At 71.1% G+C, this 17,178-nt stretch carries 19 protein-coding genes; 8 read left to right on the top strand and 11 right to left on the bottom strand.

The annotated features are described in order from the left end of the window. Positions 1 to 68 precede the first annotated feature (68 nt). On the bottom strand, positions 69 to 407 hold the full coding sequence (locus AB0411_RS25470; RefSeq protein WP_366419590.1) for a hypothetical protein: 339 nt from the start codon (positions 405 to 407) through the stop codon (positions 69 to 71). 221 nt (positions 408 to 628) lie between these two features. On the opposite strand from AB0411_RS25470, the gene AB0411_RS25465 reads away from it, so the two are divergent. Further along, on the top strand, positions 629 to 1,231 hold the full coding sequence (locus AB0411_RS25465) for a hypothetical protein (RefSeq protein WP_366419589.1): 603 nt from the start codon (positions 629 to 631) through the stop codon (positions 1,229 to 1,231). A gap of 120 nt (positions 1,232 to 1,351) precedes the next feature. Here AB0411_RS25465 and AB0411_RS25460 read toward each other — a convergent pair whose 3' ends face one another. The 4 genes from AB0411_RS25460 to AB0411_RS25445 form a co-directional block, all read right to left on the bottom strand. After that, entirely contained in the window at positions 1,352 to 3,052 is a 1,701-nt protein-coding gene (locus AB0411_RS25460) for an acyl-CoA mutase large subunit family protein (RefSeq protein ID WP_366419588.1), read from the bottom strand. 190 nt (positions 3,053 to 3,242) lie between these two features. Next, positions 3,243 to 3,575, bottom strand: a complete 333-nt coding sequence (locus AB0411_RS25455; protein WP_366419587.1) for a DUF3817 domain-containing protein — start codon at positions 3,573 to 3,575, stop codon at positions 3,243 to 3,245. A gap of 82 nt (positions 3,576 to 3,657) precedes the next feature. After that, entirely contained in the window at positions 3,658 to 4,170 is a 513-nt protein-coding gene (locus tag AB0411_RS25450) for a MarR family winged helix-turn-helix transcriptional regulator (protein WP_366419586.1), read from the bottom strand. A 43-nt stretch (positions 4,171 to 4,213) separates the two neighbouring features. After that, entirely contained in the window at positions 4,214 to 5,686 is a 1,473-nt protein-coding gene (locus tag AB0411_RS25445) for an MFS transporter (RefSeq protein WP_366419585.1), read from the bottom strand. An 83-nt stretch (positions 5,687 to 5,769) separates the two neighbouring features. Here AB0411_RS25445 and AB0411_RS25440 point away from each other — a divergent pair, with 83 nt between their 5' ends. After that, positions 5,770 to 6,750, top strand: coding sequence for an ArsR/SmtB family transcription factor (locus AB0411_RS25440; RefSeq protein ID WP_366419584.1), 981 nt, complete (start codon positions 5,770 to 5,772; stop codon positions 6,748 to 6,750). Positions 6,751 to 6,783: 33 nt separating this feature from the next. Here the strand turns inward: AB0411_RS25440 and AB0411_RS25435 are convergent, their stop codons facing one another. Both AB0411_RS25435 and AB0411_RS25430 read right to left on the bottom strand, forming a co-directional pair. Then, a complete protein-coding gene (locus tag AB0411_RS25435) occupies positions 6,784 to 7,092 on the bottom strand; it encodes an MTH1187 family thiamine-binding protein (protein ID WP_086716906.1) in 309 nt (102 codons plus the stop codon). Continuing rightward, positions 7,089 to 7,439, bottom strand: a complete 351-nt coding sequence (locus AB0411_RS25430) for a DUF3817 domain-containing protein (RefSeq protein WP_366419583.1) — start codon at positions 7,437 to 7,439, stop codon at positions 7,089 to 7,091. The genes AB0411_RS25435 and AB0411_RS25430 overlap by 4 nt, the downstream gene beginning before the upstream one ends. Before the next feature lie 315 nt (positions 7,440 to 7,754). Between AB0411_RS25430 and AB0411_RS25425 the strand changes: the two genes are divergently transcribed. The 4 genes from AB0411_RS25425 to AB0411_RS25410 all read left to right on the top strand — a co-directional run bounded on the left by AB0411_RS25425 (position 7,755) and on the right by AB0411_RS25410 (position 10,406). Then, positions 7,755 to 8,393, top strand: coding sequence for an AIM24 family protein (locus AB0411_RS25425; protein WP_366419582.1), 639 nt, complete (start codon positions 7,755 to 7,757; stop codon positions 8,391 to 8,393). Next, a complete protein-coding gene (locus AB0411_RS25420) occupies positions 8,393 to 9,043 on the top strand; it encodes an AIM24 family protein (protein ID WP_366419581.1) in 651 nt (216 codons plus the stop codon). Before AB0411_RS25425 ends, AB0411_RS25420 begins: the two co-directional genes overlap by 1 nt. Further along, positions 9,040 to 9,813: an AIM24 family protein gene (locus tag AB0411_RS25415; RefSeq protein ID WP_366419580.1), complete on the top strand. Its 774-nt coding sequence runs from the start codon at positions 9,040 to 9,042 to the stop codon at positions 9,811 to 9,813. Before AB0411_RS25420 ends, AB0411_RS25415 begins: the two co-directional genes overlap by 4 nt. 116 nt (positions 9,814 to 9,929) lie before the next feature. After that, positions 9,930 to 10,406 carry a MarR family winged helix-turn-helix transcriptional regulator gene (locus tag AB0411_RS25410; protein ID WP_086716911.1) on the top strand — a complete coding sequence of 159 codons (477 nt, stop codon included), beginning with the start codon at positions 9,930 to 9,932 and terminating at the stop codon, positions 10,404 to 10,406. A gap of 57 nt (positions 10,407 to 10,463) precedes the next feature. Here AB0411_RS25410 and AB0411_RS25405 read toward each other — a convergent pair whose 3' ends face one another. Beyond that, a complete protein-coding gene (locus AB0411_RS25405; protein WP_366419579.1) occupies positions 10,464 to 11,888 on the bottom strand; it encodes a sensor histidine kinase in 1,425 nt (474 codons plus the stop codon). Next, positions 11,881 to 12,594: a response regulator transcription factor gene (locus tag AB0411_RS25400; protein WP_366419578.1), complete on the bottom strand. Its 714-nt coding sequence runs from the start codon at positions 12,592 to 12,594 to the stop codon at positions 11,881 to 11,883. Before AB0411_RS25400 ends, AB0411_RS25405 begins: the two co-directional genes overlap by 8 nt. 110 nt (positions 12,595 to 12,704) lie before the next feature. Between AB0411_RS25400 and AB0411_RS25395 the strand changes: the two genes are divergently transcribed. Beyond that, entirely contained in the window at positions 12,705 to 13,418 is a 714-nt protein-coding gene (locus AB0411_RS25395) for a PepSY domain-containing protein (RefSeq protein ID WP_366419577.1), read from the top strand. A gap of 812 nt (positions 13,419 to 14,230) precedes the next feature. Here AB0411_RS25395 and meaB read toward each other — a convergent pair. Beyond that, complete coding sequence (gene meaB, locus AB0411_RS25390) at positions 14,231 to 15,190, bottom strand: methylmalonyl Co-A mutase-associated GTPase MeaB (RefSeq protein ID WP_366419576.1); 960 nt, start codon at positions 15,188 to 15,190, stop codon at positions 14,231 to 14,233. A gap of 73 nt (positions 15,191 to 15,263) precedes the next feature. Next, positions 15,264 to 16,439 (bottom strand): acetyl-CoA C-acetyltransferase, encoded by a 1,176-nt coding sequence (locus tag AB0411_RS25385; RefSeq protein ID WP_366419638.1) that lies wholly within the window; start codon positions 16,437 to 16,439, stop codon positions 15,264 to 15,266. A 173-nt stretch (positions 16,440 to 16,612) separates the two neighbouring features. Between AB0411_RS25385 and mce the strand changes: the two genes are divergently transcribed. Then, the gene (gene mce, locus AB0411_RS25380) at positions 16,613 to 17,053 is read left to right on the top strand and encodes a methylmalonyl-CoA epimerase (RefSeq protein ID WP_366419575.1); all 441 of its coding nucleotides are present in this window, start codon (positions 16,613 to 16,615) and stop codon (positions 17,051 to 17,053) included. Positions 17,054 to 17,178: the final 125 nt, after the last annotated feature.

Genomic DNA, 17,178 nt, shown 5'->3' with positions numbered 1-17,178 from the left:
TCCCCCGGGAAGCGTATTTTCGTTGTTCAATGGGGTGTATGTGGGGGTGTTAACGAGTTGAATCGACGTCAATTCGCAAATTTGGGGCGGCTCGCCGCGTACTTGGCAAGGTGATCGTGCTGATCCCGCTCGGTGGTGGCGTAATGCTCACCCGTCGCCTCCAGCTTTCCCCCGATCGTGGAGAGACCTTCACCGAGGGTGGGCATCGACTCGACGAGACCGGCACTCACCGGCGAGTAGACGTCCATAAAATACTTGATGAGATCGTCGTCGCCCCAGTCCTCGGCCTCTTTGAGCGTGGCCGCCAACTTCTTGGCGGCGGCGCTGAAATCGGAACCAATGTCCTTGAAGGCACCGCCCTGCGCCTTGAGGACGGCTGGATCCACGTCGTACCCGGCGCCTGCCACGGGTCCCCCTTGATCTGCGTTCACGCGAGTTGACAAGAATGCGTACGGATCTCGCAAGGATTGCATAAGTCCGATGGCGTACGGTATCTGATGGCCGCGGCCGCCAAGTGGGAGAGAAGTGAAGATCATCTCCATATTCGGCGCGTCACCCGTTCCGCGACGGAAACCCCAACAGCGGTTTCCCCGACTCCCCGAAGCGAATAGAAAAGGAAATATCCGCCATGTCCCAGTCTGGACGCGTAGCCGAAGTGAAGAGACTGTGGGGCCGGTTCCTCCACTTGCTCTCCATCGTGATGCTGATGGCGGTGAGTTGCCTTTCCCTCTGGTTGGGGCTGACCCAGACGGGCGTTGTGGGCACACATGGAACGTTCACGGTCAGGGAGTGCCATCTCGTCACCCATCACAGCACTTCCGGCAAGAAGGGGCACGTCACCGGTTCAACCTCACACAGCTACACCTGCACCGGGATATTCCGCCCGACCGACAACAAGATCGCGATCGACGACAATTCCGATATGAGTAATCTTGAGAAGGCGTACCCCAAGGGGCATCAATTCTCGACCCAGCGGACCAGCGCTTCCATCTTGCTGAACAACCCCCGCGAGGCCATGACGAAGTTCCTTATCGGCTTCGTGGCGCTTCTCATTGACGCCTTTGTGCTCTTCTGGTTCATCACGCGCTTCGACAAGAACGGCATGACCCTGAAGGAAACCTGGCGTACGACCAAGGGCACGGCGACCCGCCCGGTCGTGATCACCATCGCGGCAGTGGCCCTCGTCGGCATGGCCCTCAGTCCTGTGCTCGCGTCCACCCTGTCCGGCTGAGCCGGCGCCGCTCCTCCCGCCGGCCAGGCCTCCGGTCCGCGGCTACGCCCTCACTTCCGGCAGCTGAGACGCGGGGAGGGCGGGGCCGTCAGCGCGACGGCCCCGCCCGTTTGAGCAGGGTCAGAACCCGGCCGGCTCCGTGTAGACACCCCACTCGTCGCGCAGCGCACCGCAGATCTCGCCGAGGGTGGCCTCGGCGCGTACGGCCTCCAGCATCGGCTCGATCATGTTGCCGCCGTCCCGGGCGGCTTCCAGCATCGCCTTCAGCGAGGCCTGGACCCGGGCGTCGTCACGGGCCTCCTTGCGGGCCGCGAGCACCCGCACCTGCTCGCGCTCGACCTCGTGGCTGACCCGCAGGATCTCCAGGTCGCCGGTGACCGAGCCGTGGTGGCAGTTGACGCCGACGACCTTCTTGTCGCCCTTCTCCAGGGCCTGCTGGTAGCGGAAGGCGGATTCGGCGATCTCGCCGGTGAACCAGCCGTCCTCGATGCCGCGCAGGATGCCGGAGGTGATCGGGCCGATGGGGTGCTCGCCGTTCGGGACCGCCCGCCGGCCGCGCTCCTTGATCTGCTCGAAGATCTTCTCGGCGTCCGCCTCGATCCGGTCGGTCAGCGACTCGATGAACCACGAACCGCCCAGCGGGTCGGCGACGTTGGCGACGCCGGTCTCCTCCATCAGCACCTGCTGGGTGCGCAGCGCGATCTCCGCGGCCTGCTCGCTGGGCAGCGCGAGGGTCTCGTCCAGCGCGTTGGTGTGCAGCGAGTTCGTGCCGCCGAGCACGGCGGCCAGGGCCTCGACCGCGGTCCGTACGACGTTGTTGTACGGCTGCTGGGCGGTCAGCGAGACACCGGCGGTCTGGGTGTGGAAGCGCAGCCACTGCGCCTTCTCGCTCGTCGCGCCGTACTCGTCCCGCATCCAGCGGGCCCAGATCCGGCGCGCGGCACGGAACTTGGCGATCTCCTCGAAGAAGTCCAGGTGCGCGTCGAAGAAGAAGGACAGGCCGGGGGCGAAGGTGTTGACGTCCAGGCCGCGGGAGAGGCCGAGCTCCACATAGCCGAAGCCGTCGGCGAGCGTGTACGCCAGCTCCTGCGCGGCCGTCGCGCCCGCCTCGCGGATGTGGTAGCCGGAGACCGAGAGCGGCTTGTACGCGGGGATGCCGCGCGCGCAGTGCTCCATCAGGTCGCCGATCAGGCGCAGATGCGGCTCGGGCTGGAAGAGCCACTCCTTCTGCGCGATGTACTCCTTGAAGATGTCCGTCTGCAGGGTGCCGTTCAGGACGCCCGGGTCGATCCCCTGCCGTTCGGCGGCCACCAGGTACATGCAGAAGACCGGGACGGCGGGTCCGCTGATCGTCATGGAGGTCGTGACGTCGCCCAGCGGGATGTCCTGGAACAGGACCTCCATGTCGGCCGCCGAGTCGATGGCCACGCCGCAGTGCCCGACCTCGCCCAGCGAGCGCGGGTCGTCGGAGTCCCGGCCCATGAGGGTGGGCATGTCGAAGGCGACCGAGAGGCCGCCGCCACCCGCCTTGAGGATCATCTTGTAGCGCTCGTTGGTCTGCTCGGCGTTGCCGAAGCCGGCGAACTGGCGGATCGTCCACGTCCGCCCGCGGTAGCCGGTCGGGTACAGACCCCGCGTGAAGGGGAACTCGCCCGGCCAGCCGATCCGCTCGAACCCCTCGACCGAGTCCCCGGGCCGGGGCCCGTACGCCGGCTCGACGGGGTCGCCCGAGAGCGTGGTGAAGTCCGCGTCCCGCTTCCGGGCGGAGTCGTACCGAGCCTGCCAGCGGCGGCGGCCCTCATCGATCGCGTCAGCGTCCATACCCCCGAATTTACTTGGACGTCCTAGTACTTGTCGACGGGAGGAGGCCATGCGTCGCCCTGCGCGGCGCCGGTTTCACGCTCCGTGATGGCGCCGGATACGGCAAACGCGCCCGTCCGGCGGAGGGACGGGCGCGTAGGAGCAGGTCAGCGGGTGTGCCGTCGGACCGCGCCGGGGCGGACCGGAGCGGTCAGGCCTTCACCGGCTCCGGAGCGTCATCGGCGATCAGCGGCTCGACCTCCCGCACCACCTGGCGCTCCACGAAGAAGGCGGCGGTGGGGATGGTGCCCGCGACCAGCACCCACAGCAGCTTGCCGAACTTCCACTTGGCCTTGGAGCCCAGGTCGAAGGCGAAGACCAGGTAGATGATGTAGAGCACGCCGTGGATCTGCGAGACGACGAGGGTGAGGTCCTTGCCCATCCCGAAGCCGTACTTGAAAACCATGCACGTGCAGAGGACCAGCAGCATCACGGCGGTGAGGTAGGCCATCGCCCGGTAGCGGGTCAGGACGCTTCGCTTCATGCCCCGAGCGTAACCATCCGTTCCGGGGCGATCTTCGCCGCCCCCTGCGCACGCCGCGGCGCGCCGCTTCGGACGGCACCCCTCAGGGGGTGTCCCGGAAATCCGCCGCCGCCACCCGCAGCGGCCGCAGCAGCGCGAAGATCTCCCCGCACTCCTCGGCGTCGTACGCCCCGAGCCCGAAGTCCATCGCCATCAGGTCGCGGGTCGCCGCGTCGCACACCTCGCGGCCCTTGTCCGTGATGGTGGCGAGGGTGCCCCGGCCGTCGTTCGGATTCGGCCGCTTGGCGACGAGGCCGGACTTCACCAGCCGGTCGACGGTGTTGGTCACCGACGTCGGGTGCACCATCAGCCGCTCGCCGATCTTCGACATCGGCAGCTCACCGGCCTTGGAGAAGGTCAGCAGCACCAGCGCCTCGTAGCGGGCGAAGGTCAGCCCGTACGGCTTGACCACGGCGTCCACCTCGGCCAGCAGGATCTGATGGGCGCGCATGATCGAGGTGATGGCGGCCATCGAGGGCACGGCGCCCCACCGCTGCTGCCACAGTTCGTCGGCGCGCGCGATGGGATCGAAAGCAAGGCTGAGCGGCTTCGGCACGCTTGTGACCCTACCCGGCGCTCATATGCTGGTAAGCGGTGTCTCAGTTTTCGGTATCCACGACGGGTCCGGCCGGCCCGCGCAGCCCGCCGGCGACCGGCCGGGCCACCCCCGCCGGCCGGCCCGGCGCCGTACGCCGCACCTCCCGGATCACCAGCGGCACACAGAGCACCCCCACCACCCCGGCAGCCGGCATCACGACCCGCAGCGGCGCGTACTCCGCGGCGGCACCGGCCAGCCCCATCGCCAGGCCCATCACCGTCATCCGGCCGGCCTGCATCACCGTCATCGCCTGCCCCAGCAGCTTCTCGGGCACCGCGTCGACGAACCAGCGGTCGACACCGAAGTTGTACGAGATCCCGGTGCCGGTCAGCACGAGCAGCACCACCGCCCAGCCGAACGAGGGCTGCGCCGCGAAGCCGAGGGACGGCAGGACGGCGAAGAGGCCCATCGGGAAGGTCAGCCGGGTGCGGGCGCGCGGGCCGAGGAACGAGCCCGCCAGGCTCTCGGCGACCACCGCACCCAGCGGCATGCTGCACAGCAGCAGCCCCATGCCCGCCGGGCCGGCGCCGAGCAGACCGGCATAGGGGACCAACAGCGCCTCGGGCACGACCACGAGCGCCGGCGGCAGCCAGGTCAGCAACAGCAGCGCCCGCACCCCGCGGTCGGCCAGCAGCCGCCGTACCCCGCCGAGCGAGGCCCCCAGCAGCGCCCCGCGCCGGGCATCCGGATCCCCGTCGCGCGCCGGCCGCGCCGCCGTCCCCAGCCGCAGCAGCAGCGCCGAGCCGACGAACGTACCGGCGGTGATCGCGAGCACCGCCCGCGGGGTGGCCGCGGCGAGCAGCAGGCCGCCCGCCCCGAACCCGGCGAGCTGCGCACTCTGGTTCACCAGGCGGATCACCGAGCGCCCCAGCACGAACAGCTCCCCCTCGCCGAGGATCTCCCCCAGCGTCGCGGCCCGGGTCCCGGCGAAGACCGGCGCGACGGCCGCGAGCACACAGCGCAGCACCAGCAGGACCGCGACCGGCGTGCCCGGCGCCACCATCCCCGCCGCCGCCAGCGCACACAGCACATCGCAGCAGACCAGGACCCGCCGGGCCGGATACCGGTCGGCGACCGCGGACAGCAGCGTCCCGCCGACGACGTACGGCAGCAGACCCAGCGCGAAGGTCAGCGCGCTCAGCAGCGGCGACCCGGAGATCCGGAAGACGAGGACGGACAGCGCGATCTCGCAGACGACCACGCCGAGCGCGGACAGCAGATGCGCGGCGAAGACGAACCGGAACTCGGGCACGGCGAAGACGGCGCGATAGCCGACGGCGCCGGCCTCGTCGGCGCGGGGGCCGCGACCGGTACGGGCCTCGTCGGCGCGGGGCCCGCCCTGGGTGAGGGCCCCGTCGGCGAGGGCCCCGTCCACGAAGGCCTCGTCGCCGCGGGCCGCGGCTCCGGTGGCGGCGCCCGCGTCGGGGCAGGCGGGAGGGCGGCCCGGCGGCACGGGCCCGGGAGAAGAGGGCATGGACGCAGCCTGCCGGACGCCCGTTCCGCCCCGTATTGTTTCGGCTCCAGCCGAATCCCGGCCCGGGGGGAGCGTGCACGGCCATGCCGGTGAACCTGCACTTCGGTCCCGACGATCTGCTCCGCATCCGGTTCGCCGTCTCCGCGCTGTGCGAGACCCATGAGGCGGTCCGCACCCTGCACCGCGCCGACCGGCACGGCTACCACACGCCCTGGCTGCGCCGGATGCGCGAGAAGCTGGCCGGCCTGGACCTGACCCCGCTGTGGCTCTTCATGCCGCCGGCGGGCTACACACCGGACTTCCTGGGCCGCCCGCCCGGCACCCCGGTGGCCGGCTTCGACGAGGAGCTGGCGCGGCTGCGCGCCACCGACCCGGACCTGGCCCGCGCCGAGATGGCCAAGTCGCTGGCGGGCAGACCGGGTGCCGCACGGTCGGCGCGCGGCCGGGCGGCGCTGGCGGATCCGGCGGGTGCGGTGCACGAACTGGCCGAGGTCACCGAGCGGGCCTGGCGGACGCTGATCGCCCCGGACTGGCCGCGGCTGCGGGCGCTTTTGGAGGCCGAGATCGCCTACCGGTCACGCCAGTTGGCGGACGGCGGGCTGCAGGGGCTGTTCGCCGATCTGCACCCGCGGCTGTCGTGGTCGGGGGACACCCTGACGGTCCGGACCCGTACCGACTTCGCCCAGATGCAGGATCTGGACGGCCGCGGGGTGCTGCTGCTGCCCAGCGTGTTCGTGTGGCCGGACGTGATCAGCGGTTTCGACCCGCCGTGGCAGCCGACCGTCCTCTATCCGGCGCGCGGCATCGGCGGGCTGTGGACCGAGCCGGAGACCGGCCCGGCGCTGGCGCGGCTGCTGGGCGCGAACCGCGCCGCCGTCCTGGCCGCCCTCGACGCGCCGTCGACCACGACGGCGCTGGCCCACCGGCTCGCCCTGGCGCCGTCCTCCGTCTCGGTGCATCTGTCCGTGCTGCGCGACGCCGGTCTGCTGACCTCGCGCCGGCACGGACATCAGGTGCTCTACGAGCGGACCCCGCTGGGGATCACCCTGGCGGCGGGCGGCTGAGGCCGGGCCGAACGGCCGGCCACAGGGTGCCGCTCAGGCCCGGCGGTCGCCCTCGGCGAGGTAGCGCTCCACGGTCTCCACCTTCGAGGTCAGCCCGTCGGTGACGCCGGGCCGGATGTCGGCCTTGAGCACCAGGGAGACCCGGCCGCAGCGCGCCTCGACCGCCGCGACCGCGCGCTTGACGACGTCCATGACCTCGTCCCACTCCCCTTCGAGGGAGGTGAACATCGCGTCCGTACGGTGCGGCAGCCCCGACTCGCGGACGACCCGGACCGCGTCGGCGACGTACGCGCCGACATCCTCGCCGACGCCCAGCGGGCTCACGGAGAAGGCGACGATCATGCGTTGACGACGCCTTCCTTGCGGGCGCGGGACGCGATCACGCCGGCCTCCTCCTCGCGCTTGAGGATCCGGTCCCCGAAGAGGCCGCCGAACGGCACGATCGCGAGGGCGAAGAAGAAGGCGACGCGCTTGACGGGCCACTTGGTGCGGTTCCACACGTCCAGCAGCAACACCACGTAGGTGATGAAGAGCAGGCCGTGGATCAGGCCGAGCGGCATCACCAGCGAGTCGTAGTCGAAGGCCAGGCGGAAGCCGGTGCCGAAGATCAGCAGCGCCGGGAAGGACAGCGCCTCCGGGATGGAGGCCAGGCGCAGTCGGTGCAGGGCGGCGGCGGTCTTGATGTCCACGGGAACCTCGTTCAGGTGGCAGGCGGGCGGTCGGCGCGCAGCGCCGTCTTCTGGGGGTGGAGGTCGGGTGACGGGCGGGCGGTCGGCGCGCAGCGCCGTCTTCTGGGGGTGGAGGTCGGGTGACGGGCGGGAGCACTGCTTGTGCAAGAGTTCACAAACTTCGCCCCATTGTTACAGCCGCCTCGGCGATCACCTCGCCCGGGGGAGGTGCGGGGCGGCCCCGGCCCTCGCCCGGGAGGACTCGGGGCGATATCAGGGCGATATCAGGGCCAAAGGGCCTGCCCCGCGCGCCCGCGGCCGACTACCGTCTGACCCGTGGCTCAGTTTCGGCTCCAGGGGAGCAAGGTGCTCGCCGTCGACATGACGGGCGACGCCGTCAAGGCGAAAAACGGTGCGATGGTCGCGTACGACGGCCAGATGGCGTTCAAGAAGATGTCCGGTGGCGGCGAGGGCCTGCGCGGCATGGTCACCCGGCGGCTCACGGGCGAGCAGATGGCCGTGATGGAGGTGAAGGGCCACGGCACCTGCTACTTCGCGGACCGCGCCAGCGAGATCAACCTGGTGCGGCTGCAGGGCGAGAAGCTGTACGTCGAGGCCGGCAACCTGCTGTGCACGGACGCCGCGCTGCGGACGGGCACGACCTTCACCGGCCTGCGCGGCGCCTCCCAGGGCAACGGCCTGTTCACCACCACCGTCGAGGGCAGCGGCCAGGCGGCGATCGTCTCCGACGGCCCCGCGGTGGTGCTGCGGGTCACCAAGCAGTACCCCCTCCAGGTGGACCCGGGCGCCTATGTCGCCCACACCGGCGACCTCAAGCAGCACCTCCAGTCCGGGGTGAACTTCCGCACCTTCCTCGGGGAGGGCTCCGGCGAGGCCTTCCAGATCCGCTTCGAGGGCGAGGGCCTGGTCTACGTCCAGCCCAGCGAGCGCAACACCGTGGGAGGTGAGGTCTGATGCCGTTCACGGTGCTCAACTCCCGCATGGTGGAGGCCAGGATCGGGCCGGGCCAGCGGATGTTCAGCCAGCGCGGCGCGATGCTCGCCTACCGCGGCGAGGTCGCCTTCACCCCGAACATCCAGGGTGGCCAGGGCGGCGTCGGCTCCATGATCGGCCGCCGCATCGCCGGCGAGGCCACCCCGCTGATGACCGTCGAGGGCACCGGAACCGTCATGTTCGGCCACGGCGGCCATCACGTCCACGTCGTCGACCTCACCGGCGAGACGCTCTACGTCGAGGCCGACCGGCTGCTGGCCTTCGACGGCTCGCTCCAGCAGGGCACGATGTTCATGGGCTCGCAGGGCGGGGTGATGGGCATGGTGCGCGGCCAGGTCACCGGCCAGGGCCTGTTCACCACCACCCTCAAGGGCGTCGGCTCGGCCGCCGTGATGGCGCACGGCGGCGTCATCGAGCTGCCGATCACGCCCCAGCGCCCGGTCCATGTCGACCCGCAGGCCTACGTCGCCCACCGCGGCGAGGTCCGCAACAAACTGTCCACGGCGCTCGGCTGGCGCGACATGGTCGGCCGCGGCTCGGGCGAGGCCTTCCAGCTGGAGCTGTCGGGCCAGGGCACCGTCTACGTACAGGCGTCGGAGGAAAAGCTGTGACCGGTCCCGTCGTCCACGACGCCTCGTCGCTCCCCGTCGACGACAACGTCAACGCCTACGCCTTCAGCGTCGATCTGAACGGCCAGTGGTTCCTGCAGAAGGGGAAGATGATCGCCTACTACGGGCAGATCGACTTCCACGGCATCGGCCACGGCCGCCTGGACCGCCTGATCGCCGGCAGTTTCCATTCGCCACTGCACGCCGCGGACTGGGTCGTCGCCGAGGGCCGCGGAAAGATGCTGCTCGCGGACCGCGCCTTCGATGTGAACTCCTACGACCTGGAGGACGGCAACCTCACGATTCGCTCGGGCAACCTGCTCGCCTTTCAGCCATCTCTCGCATTGAAGCAGTCGATCGTCCCGGGCTTCCTCACCCTCATCGGGACGGGGAAGTTCGTGGCCGCCTCCAACGGCCCGGTGGTCTTCATGGAGCCGCCGATCCGGGTGGACCCGCAGGCGCTCGTCGGCTGGGCCGACTGCCCCTCCCCGTGCCACCACTACGACCATCAGTACCTGCGGGGATTCCTGGGCGGGCTGCGGGCTCACACCGGTATCGGCGGAGCCTCCGGCGAGGAGCACCAGTTCGAGTTCGTCGGCGCCGGCACCGTCCTGCTGCAGTCCACGGAGGTGCTGATGCCGGAGCTGGAAACCGGGGCGGTACCGACCGAGGCGGGCGTTCCGGGCGGGGGCGGACACGTTCCGCAAAGTGGCTCACAACTGCCCCAGCTCCCCGGCAACCTCGGGAGCCTCCAACGCCGCTTCGGGCTGTGAGCGGTAGTCTGCGGACGGTGACCTCGAACGTCTGACCCACGTCCGGCCCCGGCCGCCGAGGCCGCCACCCCCGCCCAATTAATTCATTATTCAACTTTTACGGGTAGAATCATTCCATGACGACCGACAGTGACACCCCCTGGCTGACCGACCAGGAGCAGTGTGCCTGGCGCACCCACCTGGACGTCAGCAGGCTGCTGATGCACCAACTCGAGCGCGATCTGCAGCCGTTCGGCCTGACGAACAACGACTACGAGATCCTGGTCAACCTCTCCGAGGCCGAGGACCGCCGGCTCCGGATGAGCGACCTGGCAGCCAGCACCCTGCAGTCCAAGAGCCGTCTCTCCCACCAGATCACCCGGATGGAGAACGCCGGGCTGGTGCGCCGCGAGAGCTGCGAGTCGGACCGCCGTGGCCTCTACGCCGTGCTCACCGACGAGGGCTGGGACACCATGCGCCGGGTCGCCCCGCACCATGTCGCCTCGGTCCGCAAGCACTTCATCGACCTGTTCGCCGCCGAGGACCTGCAGGCGCTGCGCACCTCCCTCGCCCCCGTCGCCGCACACCTCCGCAAGGAGCGCGGCGGCCTCTGACCGGCCGGCCTCGGCCCCCCGACCGGGCCGAGGCCGGGCGGCCAGGGCCTCGCCGGATCAGCCGGCCACCGGCAGCCGCAGCTCGAACACCGACCCCGTGCGCACGCCCAGCGTGCCGCCGTGCCGCACCGCCACGTCCCGCGCGATGGCCAGCCCCAGCCCGGCCCCGCCGTCGTCCCGCGCCCGCGCGTCATCGAGCCGGACGAACCGCTCGAAGATCCGCTCCCGCTCGCCCTCCGGCACCCCGGGCCCGTCGTCCTCGACCCGCAGCACGGCCCACTCCCCCTCGCGCACCACAGCCACCCGCACGGACGCGACGGCATGCCGCTGCGCGTTGTCGAGGAGGTTCCCCAGCACCCGCGCCAACTGCGTGCGCGACCCGGCCACTTCCCCGCCCGCCAGCTCCCCGACGTGCACCGGGACCCGGTCCGCGACCCGCTGCGAGGTCTCCTCGCGCACCATCGCCGCCAGCTCGACCCGGGCGTCCGCCGGCTGCTCCCCCGCGTCCAGGCGCGCCAGCAACAGCAGGTCCGCGGCAAGCCGCTGCAGCCGCACGGTGTCCTCCACCGCACCGGGCACATCCAGCAACTCCGGATGCGCCACCCCCACTTCGAGCTGGGTCCGCAGACTCGCGATCGGGCTGCGCAGCTCGTGCGAGGCGTCCGCGACGAACCGCCGCTGCCGCTCCACGGACGACTCCAGCGCCGCCAGCGTCTCGTTGGTCGTCCGCGCCAGCCGGCCGACCTCGTCCTGCGACGACGGCACCGGCACCCGGCGGCTCAGATCCGTGCTCGCCGTGATCGCGGCCATCTCCCCGCGGATGCCCTCCACCGGCCGCAGCGCCCGCCGCGTCACCAGCCAGGTCACCCCCGCCACCACCACACACAGCAGCGGCAGCCCGATCAGCATGGCCGTCCGCACCGACCCCACGGCCTCCTGCTCCAGCGCCAGCGCCGACCCCGCCCGCACCGTCGCCTTCCCGCCGCGGGTGTCCTTGGCCTCGACCACCGCGAACCGGTAGTCGGCCACCTTCCCGTCGACCTCCGCCGTCCCGTCCCGGTGCACGACGTCGTCATCGACCTCGCCGGGCGCGAGCCCGCTCCGGTCGTCGTCATCGTCGTCGTCCTCCGACGACCCCGGCCCGACGCTCCCCGCTCCCGGCTTCTGCTGCGCGCCGCGCACCGGCTTCCCGTCGACGGCCCGCACGTCCTCGCCGACCGCCAGCACCCGCCCGTCGTCACCGGCGACCACCACCGGATGGTCCTCACCGTCCGGCAGATCCAGCTTGTCGTACGCCGTGCCCGTCGCGATCTGCGCGGCCACCTCCCGCGCCGCGACCTCGGCCTGCAGCCCCGCCTGGTCCTGCAGATTGGCGCGCAGCACCAGCAGCACCGCCGTCCCCGCCGCGATCAGCGCCAGCGCCACCACCGCGGTCGCGCCGGCCGCCGCCCTGGCCCGTACGGAACCCAGCACCCTACTCACCCGCCACCAGCCGGTACCCGGCACCGCGCACCGTCACGATGTGCCCGGCACCGAGCTTGCGCCGCAGCGCGCTCACATACACCTCGATGATGTTGACGTCGCCCTCGTAGGCGAAGTCCCAGACGTGCTCCAGGATCTCCGCCTTCGAGACCACCTCGCCCGCCCGCAGCGCCAGCTGCTCCAGCACCGCGAACTCCTTCGCCGTCAGCGCCACTTCCGTGCCGTCCCGCTCCACCCGCTGCGCGCCCTGGTCGATGCTCAGGGCCCCCACCCGCAGCACCGGCAGCGCGCTCCGGCCGTGCCGGCGCAGCAGCGCCTTCACCCGCGCCACCAGGACCACATACGAGAACGGCTTGGTCAGATAGTCGTCGGCCCCGGTGTCCAGCCCCTCGGCCTCGTCGTACTCGCCGTCCTTGGCCGTCAGCATCAGCACCGGCACCTCGTGGCCGGCCGCCCGCAGCGCCCCGCACACGCGGTAGCCGTTCATCCCCGGCAGCATGATGTCGAGCACGATCAGGTCATAGCCGTCCTCCGTGGCCCGGCGCAGCCCCTCCCGCCCGTCGTGCACCACGTCCACCGCGTACCCCTCGGCCATCAGGCCCTTGGCCAGCGACAGGGCCAGCCGCTTCTCGTCCTCGACGATCAGCAGACGAAACGGGCGGCGCGCGCCTCCGGGCGGACTGTGACGGGTGACAGGCGGGTGCATGCGCTCACCATGCCATCCCTTTCCTGAAGCCCCCTTCAGGCACCTTCAGGTCCCCTTCAGCTTCGTTCAGCGAGTGTGTGGACACAGCCGATCGCAAGGGGAGAACACACATGAAGCGCCATCTGATCATCGCCACCGCCGCCGCGGCCGCCCTCGTCGCCGGCGGCACGGTCACCGCCGTCGCGGTCAGCAACGACGCCGGCTCCGCCCCCACCGCCTCGGGCGGGCAGCTCCCGGCGCAGACGACCTCCCACGACGCGGGTGCGCAGGCCACGGGCACCGCCCAGGTGCAGGACGGCCGCTCCAGCATCCGCCTGTCGGACGACGACACCAACAACCAGGAGGACCTCCGCGAGGCCAAGGCCGCCAAGGTGACCGCACCGGACGCCGCGGCCGCCGCCCTCAAGGCCGTCCCCGGCACCGTGACCGGCCTCGACCTGGACACGGACCGCCGCGGCCTGGTCTGGGAAGCGGACGTGCTGGGCAAGGACGGCAAGTGGCACGAGATCACCCTCGACGTCGGCGACGCGCGGGTGCTGAACCAGCACATCGACCAGGACGAGGACGACGACGCCCAGGAGCGCGCCGCCGCCGAGAACGCCGGGACCGACGCCGCGGCCGCCGCCCGCAGTGCCGCCTCGCACGGCACGGTGACCTCCGTCGACCTGGACGACGACCACCGCGGCAAGGCCGTCTGGGAGGTCGAGACGACCACCAAGAACGGCAAGGAGCACAAGCTGCTGGTCGACCCGCAGTCCGGCAACGTGACCGCCGCTCCGGCAGATGACTCGGACGACGACGACAACGACGGCGCGGACGACTGACACGCCCCCGCCTGACCCGGCCCCCGCCCACCCTGTTGTGGGCGGGGGCCTTCGACGTATCGCGGTCGCCCGCAGCTGCGCCGGGCACGGGGTCGCTTCGCTGCGTGGCCTTGGTGCGGGTTGCCGGTGGCTGGGGCCGTTTCGCCCAGGCGCCGTGGGTGGTGGGTCGGAGGGGACGCCCGGTACCCCGTCCTCGGCGCGGGCGCATCTGGTACGTGGGAGAGACCGGCCCGGCGTCCGCTCCGGTCCTGCGGGCGGGGCACCGGACATCCCCTCCGACCGCCGCACGTCGGCGGCCGTCCCGCCGTACCGATCACCCTTACGGCACCGAACGCCCGCCCCTTGGCAAGGCTCTGGCCAGCCGCGCCGGTTCCGGCTGCCGAGGAGTCGTCATCCGGCCGAGCCTGCTCCGGGCGAGGCTTGGCCGGGGCCGACGCGTGGATCGGTGAGGGACGGTGGCACCGGGCCGCGGTCGGCAACGGGCGTAGGTCGGAGGGGATGTACCGGGAGCCGCCCGCAGGACCGGAGCGAACGCCGGGCGATTCTGTGCCACGTACCAGGGCCGCCCGCGCCGTGGGGGCACCTCCCGGCCGAAGGCTGGGGGAGGGTGCCGGTGCGTCCCCTCCGGCCCCCGCGGCCACCACCGGACCCGCAACGCCCCGGCCCCCACCAACCCCATCGGCACCCACAAGAGCCACCCGGCAAAGACCCCACGCGCCAAGCCCTGCTGAGGCCCGGCACAACGGCGCCCCAAAGGGGCGCGGGGAACTGCGCGCCCAGCCACAACGCACCCGCAGACACGCAACGTGCCCTCAGTCCCCGTTCGTCAACCCGTCGACCAACTCATCCGCCGCCCGATACGGATCCGTCTCGCCAGAGACGATCCGCTCCGCCAGCGCGTCCAGGCGCCGGTCCCCCCGCAGGTCACCGATCCGTTCCCGCAGGGCCGTGACCGCGATCGTCTCGACCTCGTGCGCGGCGCGGGAGCGACGCCGCTCGGCCAGGACGCCGCGCTCCTCCATCCAGGCCCGGTGCTTCTCCAGCGCCTCGACGACCTCGTCGACGCCCTCGGCCCGCTGCGCGACCGTCTTGACGATCGGCGGCCGCCAGTCGCCGGGCGTCCGGGATTCGCCCAGCCCCAGCATGTGGTTGAGCTCGCGGGCGGTGGCGTCGGCACCGTCCCGGTCGGCCTTGTTGACGACGTAGACGTCGCCGATCTCCAGGATTCCGGCCTTGGCCGCCTGGATGCCGTCGCCCATGCCGGGCGCGAGCAGCACCACGCTGGTGTCGGCCTGCGAGGCGATCTCGACCTCGGACTGACCGACGCCGACGGTCTCGACGAGGACCACGTCGCAGCCCGCCGCGTCGAGGACCCGGATCGCCTGGGGCGCGGCCCAGGCCAGGCCGCCCAGATGGCCCCGGGTGGCCATCGAGCGGATGTACACGCCGGGATCCGAGGCGTGCTCGCTCATCCGTACGCGGTCGCCGAGGAGCGCGCCGCCGGAGAACGGCGAGGACGGGTCGACGGCGAGCACACCGACCCGTTTGCCCGTCTTGCGGTAGGCCGTCACCAGCGCGGAGGTGGTGGTGGACTTCCCGACACCGGGCGACCCGGTCAGCCCGACCACATAGGCGTTGCCGGTGAGCGGCGCCAGGGCCGCCATCACCTCGCGCAGCTCCGGCGACGCCCCCTCCACGAGGGAGATCAGCCGGGCCACGGCCCTCGGCCGGCCCTGCCGTGCCTGTTCCACCAGCTGTGGGACGTCCACCATCGCCGCTCGGCTCCTTCGGTTCGCTCGTCCGCGAATCGGCCCTGCCCGTACGCGTGCGCGTACGGGTACTCGGTTACTTACCCGGTACCCGGATGATCAGCGCGTCGCCCTGACCACCGCCGCCGCAGAGCGCGGCGGCACCCACGCCACCGCCCCGCCGGCGCAGCTCCAGCGCGAGGTGCAGCACGATGCGGGCTCCGGACATCCCGATCGGGTGACCCAGCGCAATGGCGCCGCCGTTGACATTCACCTTTTCCGGGGACGCCCCGAGGTCCTTCATCGACTGCACGGCGACGGCCGCGAACGCCTCGTTGATCTCGATCAGGTCAAGATCGTCGACGGTCAGCCCGTCCTTGCCCAGCGCGTGGTTGATCGCGTTGGACGGCTGGGACTGGAGCGAGTTGTCGGGGCCGGCGACATTGCCGTGGGCGCCGATCTCCGCGATCCATTCGAGGCCGAGCGCCTCGGCCTTGGCCTTGCTCATGACGACGACGGCGGCGGCGCCGTCGGAGATCTGCGAGGAGGTGCCCGCGGTGATCGTGCCGTCCTTGGCGAAGGCGGGGCGGAGCTTGCCGAGCGACTCCGTCGTGGTTTCGCCCCGGATGCCCTCGTCCTTGCTGAAGACGACCGGCTCGCCCTTGCGCTGCGGGATCTCGACGGGGGTGATCTCGGCCTCGAAGAGCCCGTTCTTCTGGGCGGCGGCGGCCCGCTGGTGGGAGCGCGCCGCGATCTCGTCCTGCTCCGGACGGGCGATGCCCAAACGGGTGTTGTGCTTCTCGGTCGACTCGCCCATCGCGATGCCCTCGTAGGCGTCGGTGAGGCCGTCGTGGGCCATCGCGTCGAGCATCTCGACGGCGCCGTACTTGAAGCCCTCACGGGACTTCGGGAGCAGGTGCGGGGCGTTGGTCATGGACTCCTGGCCGCCGGCGACGATGACGTCGAACTCACCCGCGCGGATGAGCTGGTCGGCGAGCGCGATGGCGTCGAGGCCGGAGAGGCAGACCTTGTTGACGGTCAGTGCGGGGACGTTCATGGGGATGCCGGCCTTGACGGCGGCCTGGCGTGCCGGGATCTGCCCTGCCCCGGCCTGGAGCACCTGGCCCATGATCACGTACTGCACCTGGTCGCCGCCGATGCCCGCCCGGTCCAGTGCCGCCTTGATGGCGACGGCGCCCAGGTCGGCGCCGGAGAAGGTCCGCAGGGATCCCAGGAGCCGCCCCATGGGGGTGCGCGCTCCCGCCACGATCACTGAGGTGCTGCCGTTCGTGCCGTTCGTTGCAGACATGCGGTGCGGCCTTCCTTTGCAGGGAAGTTAACGAGGGTTCCCGTCAATGTACTGAGCGGTACGCGCCGGGTCACCGGCAAGCGGGTGTGATCGCGCGCACGTTGCGTAACCAGCCATGCGAGGGGTGCACTGGAGCCATGCTGACGCGAATCGACCACATCGGGATCGCCTGTTTCGACCTCGACAAGACTGTCGAGTTCTACCGTGCCACGTACGGCTTCGAGGTGTTCCACACCGAGGTCAACGAGGAGCAGGGAGTCCGGGAAGCCATGATCAAAATCAATGGGACGTCGGACGGCGGCGCCTCGTACCTGCAGCTTCTGGAGCCCACCCGCGAGGACTCCGCGGTGGGCAAGTGGCTTGCCAAGAACGGCGAGGGCGTCCATCACATCGCCTTCGGCACCGCGGACGTGGACGGCGACTCCGAGGACATCCGCGGCAAGGGCGTCCGGGTCCTGTACGACGAGCCCAGGACGGGTTCGATGGGGTCCCGGATCACCTTCCTGCACCCCAAGGATTGTCACGGAGTGCTCACCGAACTCGTCACCGCGGCGCCCGCCACCTCCGAAGACCACTGACCTTCACCTTCCCCGGCCGGTAGAGTGCAGCTTCGGCCGGGGTAAGGGAGTGGGGCTCGGTCCATACTCTGCCGATGATCTGACACCATTTCTTCGGAAGGGTCAGCTCCGATGGGCGCGAGTCC

This window comes from Streptomyces angustmyceticus, assembly GCF_040701845.1.
Classification (GTDB): Bacteria; Actinomycetota; Actinomycetes; order Streptomycetales; family Streptomycetaceae; genus Streptomyces; species Streptomyces angustmyceticus_A.
The sequence above is the reverse complement of the archived record's forward strand: the minus strand, read 5'-3'. Positions and strand labels throughout refer to the sequence as shown.